Source organism: Collinsella sp. AM10-26, from assembly GCF_003472525.1.
Classification (GTDB): Bacteria; Actinomycetota; Coriobacteriia; order Coriobacteriales; family Coriobacteriaceae; genus Collinsella.
Genome location: NZ_QRMC01000003.1, coordinates 72,819 through 97,925 on the forward strand (window position 1 = coordinate 72,819; position 25,107 = coordinate 97,925).

General features: G+C 61.1%; 17 protein-coding genes. 13 read left to right on the forward strand and 4 right to left on the reverse strand.

The features are described 5' to 3' along the window. Positions 1 to 29: 29 nt before the first annotated feature. On the reverse strand, positions 30 to 3,776 hold the full coding sequence (locus DW123_RS03320; RefSeq protein WP_118273544.1) for a phosphoribosylformylglycinamidine synthase: 3,747 nt from the start codon (positions 3,774 to 3,776) through the stop codon (positions 30 to 32). A gap of 184 nt (positions 3,777 to 3,960) precedes the next feature. Here DW123_RS03320 and DW123_RS03325 point away from each other — a divergent pair, with 184 nt between their 5' ends. Next, positions 3,961 to 5,523: a cation:proton antiporter gene (locus DW123_RS03325; RefSeq protein ID WP_117734509.1), complete on the forward strand. Its 1,563-nt coding sequence runs from the start codon at positions 3,961 to 3,963 to the stop codon at positions 5,521 to 5,523. 161 nt (positions 5,524 to 5,684) lie between these two features. Here DW123_RS03325 and DW123_RS03330 read toward each other — a convergent pair whose 3' ends face one another. Then, entirely contained in the window at positions 5,685 to 6,434 is a 750-nt protein-coding gene (locus DW123_RS03330) for an SDR family NAD(P)-dependent oxidoreductase (RefSeq protein WP_117734508.1), read from the reverse strand. 221 nt (positions 6,435 to 6,655) lie between these two features. Continuing rightward, positions 6,656 to 7,999 (reverse strand): homoserine dehydrogenase, encoded by a 1,344-nt coding sequence (locus DW123_RS03335; protein ID WP_117743424.1) that lies wholly within the window; start codon positions 7,997 to 7,999, stop codon positions 6,656 to 6,658. A gap of 249 nt (positions 8,000 to 8,248) precedes the next feature. Between DW123_RS03335 and DW123_RS03340 the strand changes: the two genes are divergently transcribed. The 8 genes from DW123_RS03340 (at position 8,249) to DW123_RS03375 (ending at position 16,461) form a co-directional block, all read left to right on the forward strand. Next, positions 8,249 to 9,415: an ABC transporter substrate-binding protein gene (locus DW123_RS03340; RefSeq protein WP_118273543.1), complete on the forward strand. Its 1,167-nt coding sequence runs from the start codon at positions 8,249 to 8,251 to the stop codon at positions 9,413 to 9,415. Positions 9,416 to 9,686: 271 nt separating this feature from the next. Continuing rightward, on the forward strand, positions 9,687 to 10,874 hold the full coding sequence (locus tag DW123_RS03345) for an ABC transporter substrate-binding protein (RefSeq protein ID WP_117734505.1): 1,188 nt from the start codon (positions 9,687 to 9,689) through the stop codon (positions 10,872 to 10,874). A gap of 139 nt (positions 10,875 to 11,013) precedes the next feature. Then, positions 11,014 to 11,895, forward strand: a complete 882-nt coding sequence (locus DW123_RS03350) for a branched-chain amino acid ABC transporter permease (RefSeq protein WP_117734504.1) — start codon at positions 11,014 to 11,016, stop codon at positions 11,893 to 11,895. A gap of 9 nt (positions 11,896 to 11,904) precedes the next feature. Then, positions 11,905 to 12,984 (forward strand): branched-chain amino acid ABC transporter permease, encoded by a 1,080-nt coding sequence (locus tag DW123_RS03355; protein WP_118273542.1) that lies wholly within the window; start codon positions 11,905 to 11,907, stop codon positions 12,982 to 12,984. After that, positions 12,974 to 13,834 carry an ABC transporter ATP-binding protein gene (locus DW123_RS03360; protein ID WP_006234439.1) on the forward strand — a complete coding sequence of 287 codons (861 nt, stop codon included), beginning with the start codon at positions 12,974 to 12,976 and terminating at the stop codon, positions 13,832 to 13,834. The genes DW123_RS03355 and DW123_RS03360 overlap by 11 nt, the downstream gene beginning before the upstream one ends. Before the next feature lie 12 nt (positions 13,835 to 13,846). Beyond that, a complete protein-coding gene (locus DW123_RS03365; protein WP_117734727.1) occupies positions 13,847 to 14,548 on the forward strand; it encodes an ABC transporter ATP-binding protein in 702 nt (233 codons plus the stop codon). 434 nt (positions 14,549 to 14,982) lie between these two features. Continuing rightward, the gene (locus tag DW123_RS03370; protein ID WP_118273541.1) at positions 14,983 to 15,660 is read left to right on the forward strand and encodes a copper homeostasis protein CutC; all 678 of its coding nucleotides are present in this window, start codon (positions 14,983 to 14,985) and stop codon (positions 15,658 to 15,660) included. A gap of 3 nt (positions 15,661 to 15,663) precedes the next feature. After that, positions 15,664 to 16,461, forward strand: coding sequence for a DUF4931 domain-containing protein (locus tag DW123_RS03375; RefSeq protein ID WP_118273540.1), 798 nt, complete (start codon positions 15,664 to 15,666; stop codon positions 16,459 to 16,461). A gap of 30 nt (positions 16,462 to 16,491) precedes the next feature. On the opposite strand, the gene DW123_RS03380 is transcribed toward DW123_RS03375, so the two are convergent. After that, on the reverse strand, positions 16,492 to 17,490 hold the full coding sequence (locus DW123_RS03380; RefSeq protein ID WP_118273539.1) for a bile acid:sodium symporter family protein: 999 nt from the start codon (positions 17,488 to 17,490) through the stop codon (positions 16,492 to 16,494). A gap of 276 nt (positions 17,491 to 17,766) precedes the next feature. Between DW123_RS03380 and recJ the strand changes: the two genes are divergently transcribed. The 4 genes from recJ (at position 17,767) to DW123_RS03400 (ending at position 25,105) form a co-directional block, all read left to right on the forward strand. Next, positions 17,767 to 21,054, forward strand: coding sequence for a single-stranded-DNA-specific exonuclease RecJ (gene recJ, locus DW123_RS03385; RefSeq protein ID WP_118273538.1), 3,288 nt, complete (start codon positions 17,767 to 17,769; stop codon positions 21,052 to 21,054). 15 nt (positions 21,055 to 21,069) lie between these two features. Then, entirely contained in the window at positions 21,070 to 23,430 is a 2,361-nt protein-coding gene (locus DW123_RS03390) for a bifunctional (p)ppGpp synthetase/guanosine-3',5'-bis(diphosphate) 3'-pyrophosphohydrolase (RefSeq protein ID WP_118273537.1), read from the forward strand. 409 nt (positions 23,431 to 23,839) lie between these two features. Then, positions 23,840 to 24,577: a GntR family transcriptional regulator gene (locus DW123_RS03395; RefSeq protein WP_118273536.1), complete on the forward strand. Its 738-nt coding sequence runs from the start codon at positions 23,840 to 23,842 to the stop codon at positions 24,575 to 24,577. A gap of 102 nt (positions 24,578 to 24,679) precedes the next feature. Next, the gene (locus DW123_RS03400; RefSeq protein ID WP_118273535.1) at positions 24,680 to 25,105 is read left to right on the forward strand and encodes a PTS sugar transporter subunit IIA; all 426 of its coding nucleotides are present in this window, start codon (positions 24,680 to 24,682) and stop codon (positions 25,103 to 25,105) included. Positions 25,106 to 25,107: the final 2 nt, after the last annotated feature.

A 25,107-nucleotide genomic window follows, 5' to 3' on the forward strand; every position in this document is an offset into this window, starting at 1 on the left:
CGAAGGGATTGTACCCGATGGGAACGTCTTTAGGCGAAGTAGGCTACGCCGCTCTCAAAGATCGGCATGAACTTATCGCCGGGGACATGCTCGGGAACGTTGCGGTACAGGTTGTCGCCGCGACGCTCGGCATGGCCCATCTTGCCCAGGACGCGGCCGTCGGGGCTCGTGATGCCCTCGATAGCGAGTGCGGAGCCGTTGGGGTTGACGGAAAGATCCATGCTGGGCTTGCCATCCTCGCCCACGTACTGCGTGGCGACCTGACCGTTGGCGATCAGCTGGGCGAGCACCTCGTCATTGGCGACAAAGCGGCCCTCGCCGTGGCTGATGGCGACGGTGTAGGGGTCGTCCAGGCTGCACTGCGACAGCCACGGGGACAGGTTGGACGAGATGCGGGTGCGCACCAGACGGCTCTGGTGGCGACCGATGGTGTTGAACGTTAGCGTGGGCGCGTCGGGCGTGGCGTCGACGATGTCACCGTAGGGCACCAGGCCGAGCTTGACCAGGGCCTGGAAGCCGTTGCAGATGCCCAGCATCAGGCCGTCGCGGGCCTTGAGCAGGTCGCGAACTGCCTCGGTGACCTCGGGAGCGCGGAAGAACGCCGTGATGAACTTGGCGGAGCCGTCGGGCTCGTCACCGCCCGAGAAGCCGCCGGGAATCATGACGATCTGGCTTTGGCGGATGCGACGGGCAAGCTCGTGGGTGCTTTCGGCGACGGCCTCGGGCGTGAGGTTGTTGATCACGAAGGTGTCAGCCTCGGCACCGGCGGCGCGGAAGGCACGGGCACTGTCGTACTCGCAGTTGTTGCCGGGGAAGACGGGGATAATCACGCGCGGGCGGGCGATCTTGGCGCCGCCGTACACGTGGATATCCTTGGTGCGATAGTCGATGGTCTCGACCTCGGGCTGCTCGTCGGTGCTGCGGTAGGCAAAGACACCCTCGATGCCGCTCTCCCAGGCTTCCTGGAGCTCGGAGAGATCGATGACCTCGGAGCCGGTGTCGATGACATAGCCCTCGACGGTGGTGCCCAGGGGCTCGACGACAACGCCGTCGGCGACCTCGGGCAACTCGGCATCCTCTGCGAGCTCGACGATAAAGCTGCCGTAGAGCGGGGCGAAGAGGCTCTCCACGTCCACGTCCTCGGCAAGCTCGATGCCGATCTGGTTGCCGACGCACATCTTAAAGAGGCTCTCGGCACCGCAGCCGTAGCCGGGCGTGGAGATGGCCAGGGCGTCGCCGGTGGCGGTGAGCGCCTCGACGGCGTCAAACGCGGCGAGCAGCTGCTGGGCATCGGGGCGGTAGTCTTCGCCATAGGTGGCGGGGGCGATGCGGACGACGCGGTGCGTCAGGCCCTTGAACTCGGGCGATGTGGCGCGGGCGGCGCGACCCACGGCCACGGCGAAGCTGATGAGGGTCGGCGGAACGTTGAGCTCGCCGGCCTCGTCCTCAAACGAGCCGCTCATGGAGTCCTTGCCGCCGATGGCGCCGGCACCCAGATCGACCTGGGCCATAAGAGCACCCAGAACGGCTGCCATGGGCTTGCCCCAGCGCTCGGCCTCGGTGCGCAGGCGCTCGAAGTACTCCTGGAAGGAGAGGTAGGCGCGCTTGTGCTCAAAGCCGGCGGCAACGAGCTTGGCAATGGACTCGACTACGGACAGGTAGGCGCCCGCAAACTGGTCGGCCTCCATCAGGTAGGGGTTGAAGCCCCATGCCATGGCGCTCGCCGTGGTGGTCTCGCCGTCCACGGGGAACTTGGCGACCATGGCAGAGCTCGGGGTGAGCTGCGTCTTGCCGCCAAAGGGCATGAGCACGGTGGCGGCGCCGATGGTGGAGTCGAAGCGCTCGGAAAGGCCCTTGTTGGAGGCGACGTTAAGATCGGTGACGAGCGAGGTCATACGCTCGGCAAGCGTGGTGCCGGCCCAGCTGGGCTGCCACACGCTGCGGGCGCAGACGTGGGCGGCCTGGTGCTTGGGCGCACCGTTGGAGTTGAGGAACTCGCGGGACAGGTCGACGATGGCGACGCCGTTCCAGGCCATGCGCATGCGCGGCTCGGCGGTAACCTCGGCGATAACGGTCGCTTCCAGGTTCTCCTCGGCGGCGTAGCCCATGAACTCCTCGACGTCACCGTCGGCGACGGCGCAAGCCATGCGCTCCTGGGACTCGGAAATGGCGAGCTCGGTGCCGTCCAGGCCGTCGTACTTCTTGGTCACGGTATCGAGGTCGACATACAGGCCGTCGGCAAGCTCGCCCACGGCGACCGAGACGCCGCCGGCGCCAAAGTCGTTGCAGCGCTTGATCAAGCGACAGGCGTCGCCGCGTCGGAACAGGCGCTGCAGCTTGCGCTCGACCGGGGCGTTGCCCTTCTGGACCTCGGCACCCGAAGTCTCGATGGACTCGGTGTTCTGGGTCTTGGAGGAGCCGGTGGCGCCGCCGATGCCGTCACGGCCGGTGCGGCCGCCCAGCAGGATGATCTTGTCGGTGGGGGCGGGGCACTCGCGACGCACGTGGTTTGCCGGGGTAGCGCCCACGACGGCACCGACCTCCATGCGCTTGGCCACGTAGCCGGGGTGATAGAGTTCGTTGACCTGACCGGTGGCAAGGCCGATCTGGTTGCCGTAGCTGGAGTAGCCGGCGGCGGCGGTGGTCACGAGCTTGCGCTGCGGGAGCTTGCCCTCGAGCGTCTCGGAAACCGGGACGGTGGGGTCGCCGGCGCCGGTGACGCGCATGGCCTGGTACACATAGCTGCGGCCCGAGAGCGGGTCACGGATGGCGCCGCCCACGCAGGTGGCGGCACCGCCGAAGGGCTCGATCTCGGTCGGGTGGTTGTGGGTCTCGTTCTTAAAGAGGAACAGCCAGTCCTGGTCCTCACCATCAACATCGACCTTTACCTTGACGGTGCAGGCGTTGATCTCCTCGGACTCGTCGACATCGGTCATGACGCCGGTCTTCTTGAGATACTTGGCGCCGATGGTGCCCATATCCATGAGGCAGACGGGCTTGGCGTCGCGACCGAGCTCGTGGCGCATTTCCATGTAGCGGTCGAAGGCCTGCTGCACCACGGCGTCGTCGATCGTCACGTCATCCAGGACGGTACCGAAGGTGGTGTGGCGGCAGTGGTCGGACCAATAGGTGTCGATCACGCGGATCTCGGTGATGGTGGGGTCGCGATCTTCATCGCGGAAGTACTGCTGGCAGAAGGCGATGTCCGCCTCGTCCATGGCAAGACCGCGCTCGGAGATAAAGGCGGCAAGACCGGCTTCGTCGAGCTCGCGGAAGCCGTCAAGCACCTCGACGGGCGCAGGCTCGGGGGTCTCCATGTGCAGCGTCTCGGGTAGGTCGAGTGAGGCAATGCGGGCCTCGACGGGGTTCACCACGTAGTGCTTAATGGCATCGATGGCGGCCTCGTCCAGGGCGCCCGAGATCATATAGACCTTGGCGGAGCGCACGGCGGGGCGCTCGCCCTGGCTGATGAGCTGCACGCACTCGCTGGCGGAGTCGGCGCGCTGGTCAAACTGGCCAGGCAGGAATTCGACGGCAAAGACGGCGCCATCGCTTGCGGGGAGCTCGTTGTAGGTCACATCGACCTGGGGCTCGCTAAAGACGGTCGGCACGCAGGAGCGGAACAGCTCCTCATCGATGCCCTCGACGTCGTAGCGGTTGATGATCCTCAGAGCCTCGATGCCCTTGATGCCGAGAATCTCGCTCAGCTCGCCCTTGAGCTGCTGAGCCTCGACGTCGAACCCGGGTTTCTTCTCCACGTAGATACGAGAGACCATTGGTTCCTGCCTTCCTGATCGGTTGGGCGTACGGTGCGGTATGCGGCAGCGGTCGGTTTGCGGGGCAAGCCTCGCGATCGCCTTGAGCCACATACTTTTAAACCTCACTATGATACGACAGCTCGTGGCGCGTTGAGGACGGCGAGGGTGCTACAGTGGAGCGCAAACAGGAGAAAGGCATCACATGGCATTTGTTTCGCTCGCCATCATCGCACTCGTGGCCTTTGCAAGTCCCTTCATCGCCTCGGCGATTCCCGGAAAACCCGTTCCCGAGACGGTCTTTTTGCTCGTGTTTGGCGCGGTGCTGGGACCTCATATGCTCGGCATTATCCATGTGGATGCCGAGGTCTCGCTCGTGTCCGAGCTCGGCCTGGCCTTTTTGTTCCTGCTTGCCGGCTTTGAGATCGATCCCAAGAACATCACGGGCATCGAGGGGCGTTACGGCATGGCGACGTGGGTCGTCACGTTTGGTATCGCCTGGCTTGCCGTGCGCTTTACCCCGTGGTTTTCGGTCAGTCATTTTGATGGCATCGCCGTGACGCTGGCGTTGACCTCGACGGCGCTTGGGGCGCTCATGCCCATCTTGCGCGAGCGGTCGCTTTCTGGGACGCGCGTCGGCGATTCGATTCTTGCCTATGGTACGTGGGGCGAGCTCGGGCCCGTGCTCGCCATGTCGGTGCTGCTGTCTGCCCGTACGGGTGTCGAGACGCTGTTGATCTTGGGGCTGTTCGCCGTGGTGTGCGTGCTGCTTGCCGTGGTCCCCAGCCGCTCCAAGCGTATTGGCAGCCGCTTCTTTGCCTTTATTCAGGAGCGCGCCGATACGACTTCTCAGACGTTCGTGCGCCTCACAGTGCTCATCCTGGTCACGCTCGTGGCGTTTTCCGCTATTTTTAGCCTCGATATCGTACTGGGCGCTTTTGCCGCGGGCTTTGTCCTGCGCTACATCATCCCCGAGGGCAACCATACGCTCGAGCTTAAACTCGATGGCCTTGCCTATGGCTTTTTGATCCCGGTGTTCTTTACCGTTTCGGGCGCCAAGATCGACCTGACGGCTGTAGCATCGCGCCCTGGCCTGCTCGTGGGCTTTATCGTGGCGTTGCTGGTTATCCGTGCCGTGCCCATCGTTGTCTCCATGGGCATCTGCCCTAAGACGCGCGATGTTTCTGCCTACGGTCGCATCACCGTGGCGCTCTACTGCACCACGGCACTGCCGATCATCGTCGCCGTGACGAGCGTCGCCGTCAATGCCGGCGCATTATCGCAAGGCGTCGCTTCGGTTATGGTGGCAGCCGGCGCCATCACGGTGTTCCTGATGCCACTGCTCGCGCAGCTCTTCTACCGCGTGGTCGATGCGGCGCCGGTCGCCGCCGTGGCGGAGGTTGCCGAGCATCCCGCCGATGCGCTCAATATCCTGCGTGCCCATCACGACCTGGCAAGTCTTCTCGCCCGCGAGCACGAGCTATTGACGTCGCATGGACATGGTCGCGTATTCGAAGGCTTGCCTACACTCGACACGATTGCCGAGCGCCTTTCTGATCGGGCGGCGAGCGAACGCATCGATGCGCGCATTGTGGATGCGGCGCATCTGCTTGCCGATAAGACCTATGGCGACGAGATAGATCCGTCCGAGCTCACCCCGCGTGAGCGTCGCCGCCTAGAGCGCGCCAAGCTCGCCGTGCACGAGTACCGCCGTCGCATGCTGGAGCTTTATGCGCACGAAGAAGCCGACGAGGACGACGGCAAGTAGCCGACGCTGATGCGGGGGCGGCATTCCCGTTTGAGGACGGACGCGAAACGGGACACAGTTTCCCTTCAAACAGAAGAAGACGCGCTGTCTGCGGTTGATGCGGGCAGCGCGCCTTCTTTGGTTGAGCTATGTTGAGGCCAGGGGCCAAAGCTCGTGGTCCCTTAGGAGCGGGCGGCTCCATCGACGGGGAGCACGGCGCCTGTGACGTAGGCGGACATGTCGCTCGCCAGGAAGACGAAGGCGTTGGCGACATCCTCGGGCTCGCCCATGCGGCCCAGCGGAATGGTGGTGATGATAGGCTTGATGACCTCTTCGGGCAGGTTGGCGACCATATCGGTCTTGGTCACGCCGGGTGCGACGGCATTGACGCGAATGCCCATGGGGGCGAGCTCGCGCGAGAGCGACTGGACCATGCCGTTGACGGCAAACTTGGACGTGGGATAGCCAACGCCGGAGGGCTGACCGTACTTAGCGACCATCGAGCTCGTGGTGGTGATGGTGCCGCCGTGGCCGGCCTCGGTCATGATCTTGGCGGCAGCCTGGTGGCCGTTAAAGACGGCGACGACGTTGAGGTCCATGACCTTGGCAAACTCCTCGGCCGTGTAGTCCAAAAGGGGCGAGCGCTGGGAGATGCCGGCATTGTTGACGACCGTGTCCAAGCCGCCCATATCGGCGGCAGCCTGGGTAAAGGCCTCAGTTACGGCCTCGAGCGAGGTGAGGTCGCAGGAGCGGCCCCAAACCTTGGCCTCGGGATAGGCGGCTGCCAGTTTCTCAACGGCTGCGTCGGCAGTCTCCTGGCGCGAGCCAAAGACCGTGACGGCGGCGCCTTCCTCGATAAAACGGCAGGCGATGGCATAGCCGATTCCGCGCGTGCCTCCGGTGATGATTGCTTTCTTGCCCTTGAGCAGCATATCGCTTCCTCTCTTATGTGCATGGATACTTGCAGCACAGCATAGTGGCGGCAAAAAACAGCTGACGCCGCATATCGGTAAACGGTATCCACGGTTGTTGATGAACGGTCAAGTTGCTCAAACGTTAGTCGACCACTTCGTGCAAAAGATGTAACTAAAAGGGGCTCCCATCCAATCGGATGGGAGCCCCTCATGCGTTATTTGATTTGCCGAGAATCGGGCTAGTTGGCCATGACGCCTTCGGTCCAGGCCTCGACGTCCTCGATGCGCAGGACGTTGGCGATTTCGGCCACGCAGTCGACGCCTGCAAGCTCGGCGGCGGCAGCCTGGACGTCCTTCTCGAGCGCGCGGTGCGTCAGGAAGATGACCGAGCAGGTGTCGGTGACGCCCGACTTGCCGTCCTCGACCTGATTGATGAGCGAGATCGAGATGTTGTGCTTGGCGAAGATATCGACCGTCTCGGACAGGGCGCCCACGCGGTCGGCGACTTTCAGGCGCACATAGTACTTGGTCTGGAGCTCGTCCATGGGCTTAAAGGCAAGGTTGTGGCCGTAGGGCTCAATCTCGGGCAGCGGCGCCACGCCGCGGCTGATCTGCTCGGACAGCGACAGGATATCGCCCACGACGGCGCTCGCGGTGGGGAAGGAGCCTGCGCCGGCACCGTAGAACATGGTCTCGCCCACGGCGTCGCCCACCACGTAGACGGCGTTCATGGCGCCGTTGACCTTGGCGAGCATGTGGTCGGCGGGGATCAGCGTGGGGTGCACGCGGACGTCGACGCCGGCATCGGTGTTGCGCGCAATGCCCAGCAGCTTAATGGTGTAGCCGAGCTCGCGGGCCTGGGCGATGTCCTCGGCGCCGATGGTACGGATGCCCTGCTGGTAGACGTCGTCGGTGGTCACACGGGTGCCAAAGCCGATGGAGGCGAGGATGGCCGTCTTGCTGGCGGCATCGAAGCCGTCGACGTCGGCGGACGGGTCGGCCTCGGCGTAGCCCTTGGCCTGCGCGTCGGCGAGCACGTCGGCGTAATCGGCGCCCTCGGCGTCCATGCGCGACAGGATGTAGTTGGTGGTGCCGTTGAGGATGCCGGCGATGGTCAGGATCTTGTTGCCCACCAGGTCGTGCTCGAGCGTGCTGACGATGGGGATGCCGCCGCCGCAGCTGGCCTCGCACTTGATCTGCACGCCGCACTCACGCGCCTTCTCGGCGAGCGTCTCGACGTGACGGCCGAGCAGGGCCTTGTTAGCGGAGACGACGTGCTTGCCGTTCTCAAAGGCCGTGGTGAAGATCTCGGTTGCGGGATGCTCGCCGCCAATTAGCTCGACGACGATGTCGACGGTGGGGTCGGTGACGACATCATGCCAGTCGCTCGTAAAGGCCTCGCGCTCAATACCGGCGGCTTCGGCCTGCTCCCAGGCAAGCGCGCAGGCGCGGGTCAGCTTAAGGTCGATGCCGTAGGCGGCCAGGTACTCATCGTGGTGGCTCTTGATCAGACGGGCCACGCCGCCGCCGACGGTTCCCAGGCCGATCAGGCCGACGTTCACGGTGCGCAGGGGTTCGCTCATAGATAGCTCCTTCGTGCATCTGTATGGATGATTGACCAGTTAAGGTTGAGTGCATTCTAGCGTGAACCAAGGGCGCGTGCTTGCCAGGCAACAGGAGCCGCATAAAACGCTACCCCCGAAACGCTGCGGAAATATTGGAAACACGCTCGCTACAAACGAACTCCCGTAACAAACTGTCAACGTTTGGGCCATAAGGTTTGCCCTGTACCGCAAGACGGCCGCACCGCGGCCAGCGAAAAGGGGGACACCATGTTCAACATCAACAGCACGCTCAGCCGTAGGAACTTCCTCGCCGGCGCCGCCGCGCTCGGCAGCACCGTCGCACTTGCCGGCTGCTCCTCGAGTGGCTCGGACGATGGGTCTGCCGATGACGGCAAGTCTTTCAAGATCGGCGTCATCGGTCCTCTGACCGGTGCCGCGGCCACCTATGGCGTCTCGGTCGAGAAGGGCGCCAAGCTCGCCGTAAAGGATTTCTCGACCAAGGACCTCAAGCTCTCGCTTAAGTCCGAGGACGACGTCGCCGACGGCGAGAAAGCCATCAACGCCTTCAATACCCTGTGCGACTGGGGCATGCAGGCGCTCGTCGGCCCCGTCACCACCGGTGCCGCCGTTGCCGTCTCGGGTGAGATTGCCGACGACATGCTCATGGTCACGCCTTCCGCCTCGTCGCTCGATGTCACCAAGGACAAGACCACGGTCTTCCAGGTCTGCTTCACCGACCCCACCATGGGCACGAGTGCCGCGAAGTTTTTGGCCGAGAAGTACGCAGACGCCAAGATCGCCCTGTTCTACAACTCCGGCGATACGTACAGCTCGGGCGTTGCCGACGCCTTTGCCGAGCAGGCCAAGGAGTCCAAGCTCGATATCGTCGACACCGAGACCTTTAAGGACGACTCTTCCACGAGCTTTACCAATCAACTGACCAAGGCCAAGGAGGCCGGCGCCACGCTCATCTTTGCGCCGATCTACTACACGCCGGCGTCCGTCCTGCTCAAGAACGCCAAGGACATGGGCTACGACATGACGCTCATGGGCACCGACGGCATGGACGGTCTGCTCTCTGTGGAGGGCTTCGATACCTCGCTTGCCGAGGGCGTGCTGCTCATGACGCCCTTCTCCGCCGACGACGAGAAGAACGCCGACTTTGTCAAGGCATATAAGGAGGAGTACGACGAGACCCCCAACCAGTTTGCCGCCGACGCCTACGACTGCGTCCACGCGATCGCCGAGGCCATCGACAAGGCTGGCATCGATACGACGGCCGACGGTGCCGACATTGCCGCCGAACTTGCCAAGGCCATGCGTAAGATCAAGATCGATGGCCTGACCGGCGAGCTCACCTGGAACGACGAGGGCCAGGTCGAAAAGCCCGCTACGGCCTATGTGATTCAGGACGGCAAGTACATCGCCGCCTAAGAGCGTATAAAACGCAACCGGTGAGGCTCTTTTATTCAGGGCGAGGATGCTTGTAACAGAATGGAAACATTACTTTTACACAATAAAGTGGCAGATATGCATAAAGCTGCAAAAATACGCAGAAATATGGATAAAAATCTGAGGTAAAAGAAAAGTTGAAATAATCGCCACTTTTCCTAACTAAAGCGTCTACTATTTTGCGAACGCCGAACACGGCGAAGGATGGCCTGTCGGGTAACCGAAACCCGACGAGATTTGAGAGGAGAGCCGCATGTCGAGCCTCACCGGTAAGTCATTGAACCCTGTTATGAATCGCAGGAGCGTTATCGCGAGCGCAGCAGGTCTGGGGGCGATGTCTATTCTAGCTGGCTGCTCCTCCAACGGCGGCGATAGCGGTTCCGCTTCGAGCGACGCCTCGTTTAAGATCGGCACCATCGGCCCGCTGACCGGTGCTGCCGCGTCCTACGGCAAGTCCGTTACCCAGGGCGTCGAGCTTGGCTGCAAGGATTTCTCGACCAAGGAGCTGCCACTTGTCAGCAAGGCCGAGGACGACCAGGCCGACGGCGAGAAGGCCGTCAACGCCTTCAATACCCTGCTCGACTGGGGCATGCAGGCCCTCGTCGGCCCGACCACCACGGGTGCGTCGGTTGCCGTTGCCGCCGAGTGCGGTAACGACCCCAAGACGTTCATGATCACCCCGTCCGCGTCCTCCGAGGACGTTACCGACGGCAAGGATTGCGTCTTCCAGGTTTGCTTCACCGACCCCAACCAGGGCGTCAACGCTGCCAAGTTCCTGGCCCAGAAGTATGCGGACGAGAAGTTCGTTCTGTTCTATAACTCCGGCGACGCCTATTCTTCGGGTATCGCGGATTCCTTTAAGGCTCAGGCCGCTGAGTCCAAGCTCGAGATCGTTGACGAGGAGACCTTTAAGGACGACTCCGCAACGAGCTTTACCAACCAGCTGACCAAGGCCAAGCAGGCCGGCGCCACCATGATCTTCGCGCCGATCTACTACACGCCGGCGTCCGTCCTGCTCAAGAACGCCAAGGACATGGGCTACGACGTCAAGATGATGGGCTGCGACGGCATGGACGGCATCCTGGGCGTGGAGGGCTTCGACACCTCCCTTGCCGAGGGCCTGCTGCTCATGACCCCGTTCTCCGCCGACGACGAGAAGAACGCCGACTTCGTTAACGCCTACAAGGATAAGTACGGCGATACCCCCGACCAGTTTGCCGCCGACGCCTACGACGGCGTGCACGCTGTGGTCGAGGCTCTTAAGGAGGCCGGCTTGGGCGTCGACGCCGACCCCACCGAGGTCGCCGAGAAGCTGCCCGAGGCTATGCTCAAGATCACCGTTGACGGTCTGACCGGCAAGCTTTCCTGGAATGACAAGGGCCAGGTCCAGAAGGACCCCACGGCGTACGTCATCACCGACGGCAAGTACGTACAGGCCTAATAGACCGCCTTACATAGAGCGGTTTTGATCCCAAGCAGGGGAGGTTTTGGCCTTCCCTGCTTGCTTGGTATCTAGGGACGATGTAACGTCCCTGTTTCATACATCAACTGGAAACCTATTCGAAAGGGGGATGTGGAACATGACGGTCTTTATCCAATACCTGGTCAACGGCCTGTCCATGGGCAGCGTCTACGCCATCATCGCGTTGGGCTACACCATGGTCTACGGTATCGCCAAGATGCTGAACTTCGCTCACGGCGACGTCATCATGGTCGGTGCCTATGTCTCGTTCTGCGCCACGTCGTATCTCGGCCTCCCGGGCTGGGCTTCTGTAATTCTCTCTTGTGCGGTCTGCACGGTTCTCGGTGTTCTCATCGAGGGCCTGGCCTATAAGCCGCTGCGCCAGGCAGGCCCGCTGGCCGTTCTGATCACGGCTATCGGCGTGTCCTATTTCTTGCAGAATGCCGCCCAGCTTCTGTGGGGCGCCACGCCCAAGAACTTTACTTCGCTCGTCACCTTCCCGGTGCCGGAGTTCTTGGCCAAGTATAACGTGAGCGCTGTCTCGCTCGTCACCATCGTCGCTTGCCTGATTATCATGGCCGGCCTGGTGTTCTTTACGGGCAAGACCAAGATGGGCAAGGCCATGCGCGCCGTGTCCGAGGACAAGGCCGCCGCTCAGCTCATGGGCATCAATGTCAACCGCACCATCTCGATGACGTTTGCCATCGGCTCTGCCCTTGCCGCCATCGCCGGCGTGCTGCTGTGCTCCTACTCGCCGGTGCTGCAGCCCACGACGGGCGCCATGCCTGGCATCAAAGCCTTCGACGCCGCCGTCTTCGGTGGCATCGGCTCCATCCCCGGCGCCTTTGTCGGCGGCATTCTTATCGGCATCATCGAGGCAATGGCACAGGCCTACATTTCCACGAGCCTTGCCAACTCCATCGTCTTTGGCGTTCTGATCATCGTCCTGCTCGTCAAGCCTGCCGGCCTCTTGGGCAAGTACGTCCCCGAGAAGGTGTAGGTGAGCGTTATGAAGTTCCTTAAAGACAAGCAGACGCGTCACGACTTTGTCACGTACGCCATGTGCATCGTGGCATTCGCCATCGTGTTCTTTATGCAGTCCAACCATATGATCCCGCGCATGATCGCCGGTCAGCTGGTTCCCATCACGGCCTATATCGTCATGGCCATCTCGCTTAACCTCGTCGTCGGCATCGCGGGCGATCTTTCGCTGGGCCATGCGGGCTTTATGAGTGTCGGCGCCTATACGGGTATCGTCACCGCCGTTGCCCTCGAGAGCGCCGTTCCCTCCGATCCGGTGCGTCTTATCATCAGCATCGTGGTCGGCGCTGTCGCTGCTGCCATTATGGGCTTCCTGATCGGTATCCCGGTTCTTCGCCTGAGCGGCGACTACCTGGCCATCGTGACCCTGGCCTTCGGCGAAATCATCAAAGAGATCGTCACCTGCCTTATCGTGGGCGTCGATTCCCGCGGCCTTCACGTGATCTTTAACATCACGGGCAACTCCACGATCGACGACCTTCATCTGCTCGAGGACGGCACCGCCATCATCAAGGGCGCCCAGGGCGCGTCGGGCGTGTCGACCTACTCGACCTTCCTTGCCGGTGCCATCCTGGTCATGATCGCGCTCGTGATCGTGCTCAATCTGGTCCGTAGCCGTACCGGCCGTGCCATCATGGCCGTGCGCGACAACAAGATCGCTGCCGAGTCCGTAGGCATCTCCGTCACCCAGTACCGCATGATCGCCTTCGTGGTTTCCGCTGCCCTCGCCGGTGCTGCAGGCGCCCTGTTCGGCGGTAACTTCTCGCAGCTCTCCGCTACCAAGTTTGACTTCAACACGTCGATTCTCATCCTGGTGTTTGTGGTTCTGGGCGGTCTGGGCAATATGCGCGGCTCCGTTATCGCCGCGGCTCTGCTCACGGTGCTCCCCGAGCTGCTCCGTCAGTTCTCGGACTACCGCATGCTCATCTACGCCATCGTTTTGATCCTGGTTATGGTCTTTACCAACAACCCACAGCTCAAGGCGTTCTTCGGTCGCGTTAAGGACCGCTTTGCTTCCAAGAAGGAGGTGGCAGCCGATGCCCAGTAAGTTTGAGTTCAACAAGGGCAAGATGGTCCCGTATCCTTCTGGCGCCATCGTTCCCGACCGCGACCTGGGCCAGCGCCCGGCGCTCGAGTGCATCCACCTGGGTATTGAGTTCGGTGGCCTCAAGGCGGTCGATGACTTTAGCCTGACCATTGGCAAGACCGAGATCGCCGGTCTGATCGGCCCCAACGGCGCCGGTAAGACCACGGTCTTCAACTTGCTTACCAAGGTGTACCAGCCCACGCACGGCACCATCCTGCTCGACGGCGAGGATACCTCGGGTAAGTCCGTCTACCAGGTCAACCGCATGGGCATCGCCCGTACCTTCCAGAACATCCGCCTGTTCAACACCATGACGGTGGAGGACAACGTTAAGGTCGGCCTGCACAACCAGGAGCGCTACTCCGGTTTTGAGGGCGTGCTGCGCCTGCCGACGTATTGGAAGCATGAGAAGGCCGCCCATGAGCGCGCTATGGAGCTGCTGTCCATTTTTGATATGGAGCACCTTGCAAACGAGCAGGCTGGCTCGCTGCCTTATGGCGCCCAGCGTCGTCTGGAGATCGTCCGTGCGCTTGCTACCAACCCTAAGCTGCTGCTGCTCGACGAGCCTGCCGCCGGCATGAACCCGTCCGAGACCGCGGAGCTCATGGCGAATATCGTCAAGATCCGTGACACCTTCGGCATCGCCATCATGCTCATCGAGCACGATATGTCGCTCGTCATGAACATCTGCGAGGGCATCTGCGTGCTCAACTTTGGTAAGGTCATCGCCAAGGGCACGGCCGAGGAAATCCAGAACAACGACGCCGTTATCGAGGCGTATCTGGGCAAGCAGGATAAGGGGGAGAACTAAATGGCAGAGCCGATGCTTTCCGTCTACAACATCAACGTCTGGTACGGCGCCATCCACGCCATCAAGGACATCTCCTTTAACGTCAACGAGGGCGAGATCGTGGCCCTGATCGGCGCCAACGGCGCCGGCAAGTCCACGACGCTTAAGACCGTCTCGGGCCTGCTGCGCTCCAAGACCGGTTCCATCAAGTTTATGGGCGAGGACATTACCCATACGCCCGCCGATAAACTGGTGAGCAAGGGTCTGGCTCAGGTTCCCGAGGGCCGTCGCGCCTTTTTGCAGATGACGGTTGAGGAAAACCTGGAGATGGGCGCCTATACGCAGCCCAAGTCCACGGTGGCTCCGGGTCTTGAGCGCGTCTACGAGCAGTTCCCGCGCCTTAAGGAGCGCCGCCGCCAGGTTGCCGGCACCCTTTCGGGTGGCGAGCAGCAGATGCTCGTTATGGGCCGCGCCCTTATGAGCAACCCCAAGCTGCTCATGCTCGACGAGCCCTCCATGGGCCTGGCACCGATTCTGATCGAGCAGATCTTCCAGATTGTCGAGGACCTGCACAAGGCCGGCACCACGGTGCTCCTGGTCGAGCAGAACGCGCAGATGGCGCTTTCCATCGCCACGCGCGGCTACGTGCTCGAGACCGGCAAGATCACCATGACCGGCACCGGCCAAGAGCTCCTGCACGACGACAACGTGCGCAAGGCCTATCTGGGCGGATAGGAGGTCCCGCTGTTCTGCCGAACGGCGGGCCAGCCGACGCTGCGCGGGCCGCATTTGGACAATCTGATGTTCAACTTCAAGGGCGCGACCAGAAGGTCAGCGCCCTTTCGTTTCACGTCACCTTGTCTCAAATGCGGCCCGCTCGCTGACATTGCCAAAACATCGGCGTTGCCGTTGTCGCTGGCACATGGGGGTGACACTTGGGGACGTTCCTTTTCTGCCGGCATCTGGGGACACTCCTTGTAGTCGTTGGGGACGTTCTTGAATGACTAGTCGTTTAAGAGCGTCCCCAACGACTACTCCCTTTATGCTGCGGTGGAATAGGGACTAAATGGGAGTCTCAGAGGCCAAAAGAGTCCCTATTCCACCGCAACTTCATGGGGGCGTGCGACAATGCCCGTCGGAAAACATCTGCTGTCTTTGGGGGTCTATCTATGCTGTACGAGTTTTGTGCCGAGAACTTTGAGCGGGTGCCGGCGGCTATCGACGCCGGTGCAAAGCGCATCGAGCTGTGCGACAACCTCGCCGTCGGTGGTACCACGCCCTCGGCCGGCGTTATCAGCGCTACGGTCAGCTATGCTCACGAGCACGATGCGCGGGTGATGTGCATGGTCCGCCCGCGTGGCGGCGACTTTTATTACAACCAGGACGAGTTGCGTATGATGGAGATGGACCTGGGCCTTGCTGTGAGTGCGGGCGTTGACGGCTTGGTCTTTGGCTGCTGCAAGCCCTGCGCTGGCGGATGGGCGCTCGATGAACTTACGCTTGGCGCCCTTGTGATGGCTACGGGCTGCGCGACCGAGGAATGTAAGCGTGAGCCCATCGACATCACCTTTCACATGGCCTTTGACCAGCTCTCGCCCGAGGCTCAGCTTGATGCGATTGATGCACTTGCCGACTGCGGCGTTACGCGCATCCTGACGCATGGCGGCGCGGCCGGCACGCCGATTGAGGACAACTTCGACCACCTGGCTCGTTTAATCGAGTATGCGGGCGATCGTTTGACCATCCTTCCCGGCGGCGGCATCACTACGGCAAATCGTGACGCGGTCGCGGCGGCATTGGGCGTGTCCGAGCTCCATGGCACAAGGATCGTACCGCTGGAGGTGTAGCCCGTGGCACTTGTATTCGATGTTCAGCAGGCGAGCGGCAAACCCGATGACAACCGTCGCCCCGGTACCGCGTGTCCCTTTTGCAACACGGAGGGGCTCACCAACATCATCCGGCGTGATGGTGACTGCATCTGGCTCGAGAATAAGTTTAAGACCTTGCGGGCCACTCGCCAGACCGTATTGATTGAGTCGTCCGACCACGACGCCGACCTGGTGACCTATGCGCCGGACGACCTGCATCATGTGATGCGGTTTGCCCTGGGCTGTTGGCAGCAGATGATCGATTCACAGCAGTATCGAAGCGTGCTCATGTACAAGAACAAGGGCCCGCTTTCGGGTGGTAGCCTCGTCCATCCACACATGCAGATTGTGGGCTTGGAGCAGGAAGACGGCTATGCTTCGCTGACTTCCGCCAATTTCGAAGGCATCAATGTTTGGCAACAGGGGAGAATCTCGGTCAACATCTCAACCGAACCGATTATGGGATTCTTTGAGGTTAACGTCTCGGCTCCACAGGGAATCGCCGCCAGCGACGACGCCCGCGACCAAGCCGAAGCGGACCTGTTTGCCGATGCGATTCAGGTGGCCCTGCGCTATATCCTGCACGAGCACCACGGCGGCCGCGCGGAGTCGTACAACTTGTTCTTCTACCACATGGACGGCCGGACCATTGCCAAGGTGTTGCCGCGTTGGGTGGTTTCGCCCTACTTTGTCGGTTATCGTTTGGCCCAGGTCAATGCCGAGACCACGCTCGATATCGATGCAGAGCGCCTGCGTGCGCATCTGGAAACGCTCGTATAGCAAGACTATCACCCGCGTAATGCGGACAGTCTAGCGTGCCATCGCGTCGCGGCCGGCCTTGACCCGCTTGCGCTGTTTGGCGCGCTCCTCGCCGGTTAGGCGCTCAAAGAGGTGCCCGATAATCGAGGCCAGCACCTGTTGAAACAGCGTGCCACACATGACGGGGAACACGACCTCGCCGGGAAAATACTGTGTGGCGATGACGGCGCCCGAAGAGATGTTACGCATGCCGCAGGTAAAGCACATGGTAGTCGTCTCGCTATACGGCAGATGCAGCGCACGGGCGACCAGAAAACCGACGACAAAGCCGCTGATGGCGAAGGTCAAAATAAAGAGGGCGACTTCCAGACGCATCGCGTTCATGTGCAGGACGTACTCGCTCATGGCGGTGGAGTTGGACGCGATGACACCCATCATCATGAACTTGCAGGCGGTCGAGAGCGCGGGGGAGAGTTTCTCGTGTCCCCATCCGCGCGTGAGTTCGTTGATTACGATGCCGAGCACGGCGGGGATGGCGATCATAAAGGCCATGTCTTGCATCATGCTCGGCACATCGATCGAGACGGTGGCACCCAGCAGGAGCTTGAGCGTAAGCGGAATCGTCACAGGTGAGATGACCGAGGACGTCAGGATGATGGTGAGCGCGAGCGGGCCGTTGCCGCCGAACATGCTAATCCACATAAAGGCAGTGACTGCCACGGGCACGCTGTACTCGAGCACGATGCCGCAGACAAGGTTGGGGTTGGAACCAAAGAACAGTGATCCCATGGCATAAGCTGCTATGGGAATAAGCACCGCCGAGACGAGCAGCGCCAAAATCAAGTGCAGTGGACGGCGGAACACCTCGGCCACCTGGTGAAAGGTGTTGCTGAGCGCACCTTGGAACGTCATAAAGGCAAACAGGGCGGGAACGATGGGCTTGAGCACGCCGATCTGCTGGGGAAAGAGCACGCCGAGCGCCACGCAAATCGGAACGATGATTTGCATGTGCCCCGCGAGAAATTTGCCCAGTCCAACCCACTGCTTCATATGCGCTTGCGACTCCCTTTGCTTGTGAATCCGTTTTGAATGGATACGCTAGACGCTCGCATGCGTCCGTGCGTCAGAAACGCTTGATTATTTCGAGGCTATTACCGGCATCGTTTATCGAAACCGCGGCGTGCTGCGGCGATTGGCGTCCCCACTGCACGGTATAATAAATCCGTTCAACAGATCTGCCTGCCGAAGCGGGCATACACAGAGGACTCATCGCTATGAACCGTGAGAGGTATCGCGGCGACCTGCCCCTATCGGGGGTGGGCGCCTATGTCATCGCTTAAGACGACGCATCGCTGGGCGGTCGCTCAGCAAAACCCCGAGCTCGAAAAGGAGCTTTCGGCTGGCCTGGGCATACCCGGGCTGGTGGCGCGCATTATGGTTGCGCACGGCATTACATCCATCGAGGAAGGTCAGTTGTTTTTGACGCCTTCACTCGATCGCGACTGGGCCGACCCACTCATTATCCCGGGCATGTCGGTCGTTGCCGACCGCGTCGAGCGTGCCATTCGCAACCACGAGCACATCGCGGTCTTTGGCGATTTTGACGTTGACGGTATTACGTCGACCTGTCTGTTGACCGAGGCACTGCGCGCGTTTGGTGCCGATGTCACGCCGTTTATTCCACATCGCTTTGACGAGGGCTACGGTCTTTCGCGTGCCGCGCTCGACCGCGTTAATGAGCTCGCTCATCCCCAGCTGATCGTGACCGTCGACAACGGCATCGCCGCCAAGGAAGAGGTCTCCTATCTGGAGAGCCTGGGGATCGATTTGGTGGTCACGGACCATCACGAGCCCTCCGATCAGGTGCCGCAGGGCGTGCCCCTGACCGACCCTAAGCTTGAGAACGAGGGCCCTTCGCGCGAGCTTGCCGGTGCCGGTGTGGCGCTCAAGCTGGTGCAAGCCCTGGGCGAGCGTTTGGGCAAACCGTCGTATTGGCGTTCGCTGATCGAGGTTGCGGCGCTTGGCACCGTGTCCGACATGATGCCGCTGACGCCCGAGAACCGCGCACTGGTCGCCGAGGGCATCCAGCAGATGCGCGTGACGGCTCGTCCCGGCTACATCGCGCTGGCAGCGCTCGCCAAGGCCGACCTTTCTAGCATTACGGCCGATGGCCTGTCGTTTTCGCTCATTCCCCGCCTGAACGCCGCTGGCCGCATGGCCGATCCCAAGCTGGCGCTCGACCTGCTGCTTGCCCGCGATCCTATCGAGGCGAGCGCACTGGCGGCCGAGCTCGAGGAGATCAATCGCCAACGTCGCGAGATTGAAGCAGAGCTCACGCGCGATGCCATGGCGAAGGTCGAGGAGACTTATGACGGCGGTCGCGCGATCGTCGTGGGCGGCGAGGGCTGGCACGAGGGCGTCAAGGGTATCGTAGCGAGCCGTCTGACCAACCGTTATCACGTGCCGGCGCTGCTGTTCTCGATCGAAGACGGTATCGCTCGCGGTTCGGGTCGCTCGGTGGGCAAGGTCAACCTGTTCGACGCCGTCGAGCGTTGCTCCGACCTGCTGATTCGTCGCGGCGGGCATGCCGGTGCGGTGGGCGTGACCATCGAGGCATCCAAGCTCGACGAGTTCCGTCGTCGCCTTTCCGCCGTGCTGTCCGAGCTTCCCGCCGAGGACTTTGAGGACACCGACGAGGTTGCCGCCACCGTTGACCTCTCCGAGCTGAATATTGAGACCATCGAGCAGATCTCCCGTCTTGAGCCGTTTGGCCAGGGCAACAAGGTGCCGCTGTTGGCGGCCGAGGGCGTGACAATGTGCGATCGCGCCGTGGTGGGCAAAACCGGCGAGCACATGCGCTTCGTGGCGACCGATGGCGCCGCGAGTGTGCCGGCTATTATGTTCCGCGTGCCGCAGATCGATAAGCTCATCAATTGCGATAGCGCCGTCGATTTGGTGTTCGAGGCCGTGGCCGAGCATTGGCAGGGACGCGTGAAGCCCAAGCTCATGATCAAAGATGTCTTGGTGCGCGATACCACGGCGCCCAATATCGACGATCCGGCGTGCGAGCTTCGTCGTGGCGTGCGGCCGGCGGACTTAGGCCCGCGCCTGGAGTCGCGTAAGCGCGAGACGCTCGCCCAGCTTTCCTATACCGAGCTCACGCGCTCGCTCATTCACAGCTTTATCGGATCGAACCAGCCGCACCGCGCACAGGTTGAGGCACTCGATGCCTTGGCCGACCACAAGAGCGTCTTGGCCGTTATGGGAACGGGCCGCGGCAAGTCTCTCATCTTCCATGTACATGCCGCGCGTGAGGCGGTGCTTCGCGGACGTGCGAGCATCTTTGTCTATCCGCTGCGTGCGCTCGTTGCCGACCAGGCCTATCACCTTTCTTCGACGATGGCAGCGCTTGGCATTGGTGTTGGCGTGCTGACCGGCGAGACCGTGGAGGCGGCGCGCGATGACGTGTTTGCCGGTTTGGCTTCGGGCCGCACCGGCATCGTGCTCACGACGCCCGAGTTCCTGTCCATTCACCGCGATCGCTTTGCGCGTTCGGGGCGCATCGGTTTTGTCGTTATCGATGAGGCGCATCATGCCGGTCTTGCCAAAGGTGGCGACCGGAGCGCGTACCTCGACATGCCCGATATTCTCAAAGCGCTAGGCGATCCCGTTGTCATGGCGGCAACGGCTACCGCGACGGCTCCGGTCGTGGCAGAGCTCGCTCGCGTATTGCCCATTACCAGCACGGTGGTTGACGAGACCGTGCGCGAGAACCTGCAACTCGAGGACGATCGCGACCTCGCAAGCCGCGAAAATCGCCTGGTGTCGATTGTGGCGACGGGGGAGAAGACCGTTATCTACGTCAATTCGCGCGACCAGTCCGTGGCACTTGCCAAGACGCTGCGCAAGCGCGTGCCAGACTGTGCGACCCATATCGCGTTCTATAACGCCGGGCTCGCGCGTTCCGATCGCCGCCGCGTCGAGGAGGCGTTTCGAGATGGCAGCCTCAGCTGCATCGTCTCGACCTCGGCCTTCGGTGAGGGCGTGAACCTGCCCGATATCCGACATGTCGTGCTCTACCATATGCCGTTTGGCGCGATTGAGTTTAACCAGATGAGCGGCCGTGCCGGTCGTGACGGACAGCCCGCTGTGATTCATCTGCTCTATTCGTCGCGTGACGCCCGTATTAACGAGCGCCTACTCGATTGCTACGCGCCCGAACGCGATGAGCTCGTCACGCTCTATCGAGCGCTGCAGACCATGTGGCGCTCCAACCGCGGCAAGACGGGGGACGATTCATTCTGCGCAAGCGATATCGACATTGCGCAGATGTGCCTTGCAATCGACGCGCGCACGCCGGTCGATGAGCGCTCGGTGGAAAGCGGCCTGGGAATCTTCGAAGAGCTTGGTTTCTGTCGCGTTTCGGGGTTTGACGACACCCGTCGCATCGCGATGGCCGAAAACCCTGGCCGCGTGCAATTGAGCAGGTCAATTCGCTATTTGGAGGGCTTGCGCTCGCGCATGGAGTTCTCGGCTTTCCGGAGCTGGGCGCTCGATTCGTGTGCTTCTGATATGCTAGCCAAAGTTAACCGCCCGATCGTACCACGGGCCTAGGGGAAGGGGACCTCGATGGATGCCGCAGCCCGTACCGCCCATGATTCCACCCTCCAGCCTTTTTCTGAGATGGAGCACTATAAGCATGCCGATGAGCTGCCGCCCGAGATTATGGCGGACAGCTACGACAAGCTGGAGCGCCTGTGCCTCAAATATATGAATGAGGATGACTTCTCCAAGGTGGAGCAGGCCTATTGCTTTGCTGCCGAGAAGCACTGCAACCAAAAGCGCCGCTCGGGCGAGATGTACATCAACCATCCCGTCGAGGTTGCCATCATTTTGGCCGATCTTAAGATGGACTGCGATGTGGTGTGCGCCGCGCTGCTGCACGATACCGTCGAGGATACCGAGACCTCGCTTACCGATGTTTCCGGCCTGTTTGGCGATACGGTGGCCGAGCTCGTCGACGGCGTGACCAAGCTCACCAACATCGAAGTCGACAGCATGGACGAGAAGCAGGCGCTTACGCTGCGCAAGATGTTCCTTGCCATGTCCAAGGATATTCGCGTCATCATCGTCAAGCTCGCCGACCGCCTGCATAACATGCGCACGCTTGCCGCCCTGCGCGAGGACCGCCGCCTGTTTAAGGCGCGCGAGACCATGGACGTGTACGCGCCTCTGGCCGACCGCCTGGGCATGAGCTCTATCAAGTGGGAGCTCGAGGACCTGTCCTTCTTCTACCTTGAGCCCGACGCCTACCAGCGCATCGCGCGCATGGTGGCGGAGTCGCGCGAGGTTCGCGAGCGCTATCTGGCCGAGACCATCAAGACGCTCACCGACGAGCTCAACCGCATTGGCCTGGAGGGTTTCCAGATTAATGGCCGCTCCAAGCACTATTGGTCCATCTACCAAAAGATGAAGCGCAAGGGCAAGGAATTCTCCGAGATCTACGACCTAGTGGCACTGCGCGTCATCACGCATTCGGTGCGCGATTGCTACTCCACGCTCGGTGCGGTGCATACGCTGTGGCACCCCATGCCCGGGCGCTTTAAAGACTATATCGCCATGCCCAAGGTCAATAACTATCAGTCGCTCCATACGACGGTTATCGGCCCCACGGCCCGTCCGCTCGAGATTCAGATTCGAACCTACGAGATGCACGAGCAGGCCGAGTACGGCATCGCCGCCCACTGGCTGTACAAGAAGTCGGGCGGATCGTCTGCCTCCAAGACCAACGACGCCCAGCGTCTGGATGATCAGATTAACTGGCTCAAGCACTCACTCGACTGGGCGGCGTCTGACGAGATCACCGACGCCAAGGAATATCTGCATTCGCTGAAGGTTGACCTGTTCGATCAGGAGATTTTTGTCTTTACGCCCAAGGGCGAGGTCATGGCGCTTCGCGCCGGCTCTACGCCGCTCGACTTTGCCTACGCCGTCCATACCGAGGTCGGTAACCACTGCGTCGGTGCCAAGATCAACGGTGCGGTGGCGCCGCTCACGCACGAAATCAAGACGGGCGACCGTGTCGAGATTCTGACCAACAAGAGTTCCAAGCCGTCGCGCGATTGGCTCAAGATCGTCAAGACGCCTTCTGCCAAGTCAAAGATTCGCCGTTACTTCGCTGCCGCGACCAAAGACGATGACGCTGCAGCCGGCCGCGATATACTGGCCAAGGACCTGCGCAAGCGCGGCTATGGCATCTCTACGCCGCGTTCCACGCGTGCGCTCAATGCTGTGGCGGAGCAGTTTAACTACAAGCAGCTCGAGGACCTGTTCGCAGCCGTTGGGGCGGGCAAAGTCGCCCCACGTGCCGTGGGCAATAAGGTCGAGCAAATCTTGGACCCCAAGCCCGAGGAGCAGCTCACCAAGGCCGAGGCTATCGCCGAGGTCGTCAAGCAGCCCGCCCGCGGCTCCAACCGCAAGCCGCAAAAGCGTGGCAAGAGCGCAAGTAACGGCATTATCGTCAAGGGCGAGAGCAACAGCGGCCTGCTGGTCCGTCTGGCTCATTGCTGCAACCCCGTGACGGGCGACGATATCGTCGGCTTCATCACGCGCGGCCGAGGCGTCTCAGTGCATCGTGCCAACTGTCCCAACGTAAAGGGCCTCATGGAGCATCCCGAGCGCATGATTGACGTAGAGTGGGATGGTGCTGCCGATACGCTTTTCCAGGTCGAGATTGTGGTCGAGTGCCTGGATCGTATGGGCCTGCTCAAGGACGTCACTATCGCCATTGGCGATGCAGGCGGCAACATCCTTTCCGCCACCACGTCGACCAACCGCGAGGGTATTGCGACTCTGCGCTTTATGGTCGAGATTTCGGATGCGAGCGGCCTGGATCCGCTGCTGGCTTCCATCAGCAGTGTCGATTCGGTCTACGACGCACGCCGTCTGATGCCTGGCGAGGGTGGGGCCCAGCTCAAGCGCAGGATATAGACAACCCAGGCACTCCACGTAGGCCAAATATATGATCAGGGCCCTTAGGGGCCCTTTTTTATGCCGTTTGCCGATGATTTGCTACCGTTCGCCGTTGGTAAAGTAGCGGCCCATTTGGATGTAAAATGTCAAAACCGCAGGTAAACTGTGTACAGAGTGTCATTCTCTGCTGACCTGCGCAAAAGTGTCAAGTTGTCCACTGACAATGCTCAATAGGCGCGATATGGGCCGTATTTGTACGAAGAAATGTGTACAACCCAATGGGCATAAACGTGGTTCTTCGAGTGGATTGGGCAAGTTGTTCATTCAGGTTCATCGTTGTATAACCTTGTACAGCGAGAGGGGGAGCCAGTACCCCCGGTTCCCTTTATCGCCTTGCAGTTCCACGCATTCTTGGGAGGCGGTCGATATGGTCAAGGTCGATGAGTTCAGCAACTCGGGTCTTTTGCATGTCCAAGCGGCAAACTGGATGCGCGAGAAAGTCTACAGCCACGAATGGGCTCCTGACGAGCAGATTCCAACCGAGCATGAACTCATGGAGATTCTCCAGATGAGCCGTGGCACGGTGCGTCGGGCCATCCAGGCGCTTGTCGACGAGAACCTGCTTACTCAGATTCGCGGCAAGGGAACGTTTGTGACCAAGACGGTCTTTACGCATCCCACGGGCTCTACCTTGATCTCGTTCGCCGAGTCGCTCAAATCCCAAGGCGTCGTTTTTTCTACCAAGGTCGTACTGCACGAGGTCGTGCCTGCCGATAAGCTTATCGCCGCCAAGCTTTTTGTCCCCGTGGGCACTCCCACGCTTAAGATGAACCGCGTTCGCTCCGTTGATGGCAAGCCGATTCTCTACATTGAAAGCCTCATCAACCTCTCTCTGTTCCCCGGCCTTGAAAATGTCAATTTCGACACCGAGACGCTTTTCGCGACAATCGAGCGGATGTTTGGCAAGAAGATCGGGCATTCCAACGCTCGCTACGCCGCCCGCGTTGCGGGCGAGCGGGCCCGCTATCTCGATGTGCCCGAGCAGTCTCCGGTGCTGCATCTGGAGCAGCAGATCTTCTTGACCGACAACAGCTCGGCCGAGTGGTCCAATGTCTGGCTATCTGCGAACAACTACGTGGTGGGTACGGTGCTCCAACGCGTGTAGCGCGGCCCCACACTTTATGGAATATCCCTACAACCCAACCCCTGTTGTCAAGGCCAAGGGCGCTTATCCCTGGCTGCTATCAAAAAAAGAGAGGAAGGTCCCATGAAATTCGTGCTTGCATCGCACGGGCACCTGAGCGAGGGCATGCTCGACACCCTCCAGATGCTGCTCGGTCCGCAGGAGGACGTACTTACGTTTGTTTTGCATCCCGAGGAGGAGGCCGCCCGTCTGGGGGAGCGCATGGAGGCTGCGCTTGAGCCCGAGGACGAGGGAAACATCGTCTTTTTCACCGATCTGTATTTTGGAAGCCCCTTCAACCAGGTGGTCAACCTTTCGCGTAACCATGCGATCTATCACGTTACGGGCATGAATGTGCCCACACTTGTCGAGGCTCTGGTGGCGCGCAATGGAGGTAAGTCGGCGTCGGAGGTCTGCGATATCGCGCTCGAGGCCGCCAAGGATAGCGTCAAGGATGTTCGTAAGCTCACGTCCGTGGCAGACGGGCAAGAAGAAGATGAGGAGTTCTAGTC

Coding starts and splice junctions, on each gene's coding strand:
- DW123_RS03320 (WP_118273544.1), bottom strand. CDS start 3,776: ATGGTCTCTCGTATCTACGTGGAGAAGAAACCCGGGTTCGACGTCGAG.
- DW123_RS03325 (WP_117734509.1), top strand. CDS start 3,961: ATGGCATTTGTTTCGCTCGCCATCATCGCACTCGTGGCCTTTGCAAGT.
- DW123_RS03330 (WP_117734508.1), bottom strand. CDS start 6,434: ATGCTGCTCAAGGGCAAGAAAGCAATCATCACCGGAGGCACGCGCGGA.
- DW123_RS03335 (WP_117743424.1), bottom strand. CDS start 7,999: ATGAGCGAACCCCTGCGCACCGTGAACGTCGGCCTGATCGGCCTGGGA.
- DW123_RS03340 (WP_118273543.1), top strand. CDS start 8,249: ATGTTCAACATCAACAGCACGCTCAGCCGTAGGAACTTCCTCGCCGGC.
- DW123_RS03345 (WP_117734505.1), top strand. CDS start 9,687: ATGTCGAGCCTCACCGGTAAGTCATTGAACCCTGTTATGAATCGCAGG.
- DW123_RS03350 (WP_117734504.1), top strand. CDS start 11,014: ATGACGGTCTTTATCCAATACCTGGTCAACGGCCTGTCCATGGGCAGC.
- DW123_RS03355 (WP_118273542.1), top strand. CDS start 11,905: ATGAAGTTCCTTAAAGACAAGCAGACGCGTCACGACTTTGTCACGTAC.
- DW123_RS03360 (WP_006234439.1), top strand. CDS start 12,974: ATGCCCAGTAAGTTTGAGTTCAACAAGGGCAAGATGGTCCCGTATCCT.
- DW123_RS03365 (WP_117734727.1), top strand. CDS start 13,847: ATGCTTTCCGTCTACAACATCAACGTCTGGTACGGCGCCATCCACGCC.
- DW123_RS03370 (WP_118273541.1), top strand. CDS start 14,983: ATGCTGTACGAGTTTTGTGCCGAGAACTTTGAGCGGGTGCCGGCGGCT.
- DW123_RS03380 (WP_118273539.1), bottom strand. CDS start 17,490: ATGAAGCAGTGGGTTGGACTGGGCAAATTTCTCGCGGGGCACATGCAA.
- recJ (WP_118273538.1), top strand. CDS start 17,767: ATGTCATCGCTTAAGACGACGCATCGCTGGGCGGTCGCTCAGCAAAAC.
- DW123_RS03390 (WP_118273537.1), top strand. CDS start 21,070: ATGGATGCCGCAGCCCGTACCGCCCATGATTCCACCCTCCAGCCTTTT.
- DW123_RS03395 (WP_118273536.1), top strand. CDS start 23,840: ATGGTCAAGGTCGATGAGTTCAGCAACTCGGGTCTTTTGCATGTCCAA.
- DW123_RS03400 (WP_118273535.1), top strand. CDS start 24,680: ATGAAATTCGTGCTTGCATCGCACGGGCACCTGAGCGAGGGCATGCTC.